The organism is Pedobacter sp. 05L430 (assembly GCF_056397585.1).
In genome coordinates this window covers 1-1,967 of record NZ_JBFTNT010000466.1, presented here as the reverse complement: position 1 = coordinate 1,967, position 1,967 = coordinate 1, and the positions used below count along the sequence as shown (strand labels likewise).

Sequence of the window (1,967 nt, the reverse complement as noted above, 5' to 3'; positions counted from 1 at the left end):
CCTTATTTCCTCCTGGAGTTGGGTAGTTACCCGAGAAGTACCAATCGCCGGTATGATTTGGACAAGCCACATGTAAATTATCTAATGTCTGATAAATTACCTCTACCTCTGCATTGATATTGTCAGGAGTAATGATTTTAGTAATTTGTGCAGAGATTTCCTCTTGTTTAAATGGTCTGTAAATGTCTTTTACATGATTTACAATTTCCTCTTTTGGAAGTAATAATGAAGCCTTACACTTTTGGTATACCTCTTCAATGACATGCTCCATTCCACGAGCTTTCAAAAGTTGAATTGCTGCTTCAAAAGCAACAAATTGACCCATCTTCGACATATCAATACCGTAGCAGTCAGGATAACGTATCTGAGGTGCCGACGAAACGATAATAATCTTTTTAGGGTGCAGTCTATCAATAATTTTGATAATACTCTGTTTAAGAGTTGTACCTCTAACAATTGAATCATCTACCGCCACTAAAGTATCTGTATGATTTTTTATTACACCGTATGTGGTATCATAAACATGGGCAACCATATCACCCCTATCTGCGTCTTGTGTAATAAATGTTCTTAACTTAACATCTTTAATCGCTAATTTCTCTACCCTCGGAGACATGGACAATAACTCATCCAATTGTTCATCATTCAAAGAATCTTTACGATGCAATAAAGTATCTTTTTGTACATTTCTGATGTAACTATGTAACCCTTCAACCATTCCATAAAATGAAACTTCGGCAGTATTAGGGATAAAAGAGAATACTGTGTTTTTTAAATCCGATTTTACTGCACTAAGTATTTGCTTACAAAGTAACGCCCCTAAATGCTTTCTTTCTTTATAGATTTCGGCATCGCTACCTCTCGAAAAATAGATGCGTTCAAAAGAGCATGCTCTTTTTTCTTCAGGCTCTCTAAAAATCTCCTGAGTTACAGTGCCATTTTTCTTAACAATTAGCGCATGACCTGGTTCAATTTCTTTAACGTCTTTGAATGGGATATTAAATGCAGTTTGAATTGCTGGTCTCTCTGAAGCAGCTACAACAATTTCATCATCCTGATAATAATAAGCCGGGCGGATACCTGAAGGATCACGAAGAATAAATGCATCTCCATTTCCAACAATACCAGAGATCGCATAACCACCATCCCAGTTTTTTGCAGAGCGTTTTAAGATTTTTGCTATGTCTAAATTTTCTGAGATTTTATGAGTGATCTGAACATTATCAAGTCCTTCTTTTTTGTACTCGTCAAAAAGTTCCTGATTTTCATCATCAAGGAAATGGCCTATTTTTTCTAAAACGGTAACCGTATCAGCTTGTTCTTTTGGATGCTGACCAAGCTCATAAAGTTGTTCGAGTAATTCATCTACATTGGTCATGTTAAAATTACCGGCAATAACAAGGTTCCGGGTCATCCAGTTGTTCTGACGTAAAAATGGATGGCAATTTTCTATGCTATTTTTACCGTGTGTACCATAACGTAAATGTCCCAGTAAAACTTCTCCAATAAAACTTACATTATTTTTTAGCCACTCAGCATCCTGCATCAACTCAGGAGTTTCGTTTTGAATGTCAACAAATTTGTTCTGAACGTAACCAAAGATATCCGCAACAGCGTTTTGTGCCATTGAGCGATATCTGCTAATGTAGCGATGACCTGGTTTTACGTCTAGTTTAATTGTTGCAATCCCTGCTCCATCCTGCCCACGGTTGTGCTGCTTTTCCATTAAGAGGTAAAGCTTATTAAGTCCGTAAAGTGCAGTCCCGTATTTTTGCTGGTAGTATGAGAGAGGTTTTAAAAGGCGAATAAAGGCTATTCCGCATTCATGTTTTATCGAGTCACTCATTATGTGTTATTTGAGCGGCAAATTTACCGTTAATAATAATTAGAACCTAGAAAGAAATACAATCTTTCGGTCAGATTATAATGACTGGGTTTTCAGGCTTATACGATACGAAATAACATCA

The 1,967-nt window shown here is 36.7% G+C and carries 1 protein-coding gene; it reads right to left on the bottom strand.

Annotated elements, in window-relative coordinates; all coding sequences use genetic code 11:
• On the bottom strand, nt 1-1,846 hold a 1,846-nt coding region (locus AC1DG9_RS26425; protein ID WP_477635616.1), incomplete at its 3' end, for an amidophosphoribosyltransferase.
• Nucleotides 1,847-1,967 lie beyond the last annotated feature (121 nt).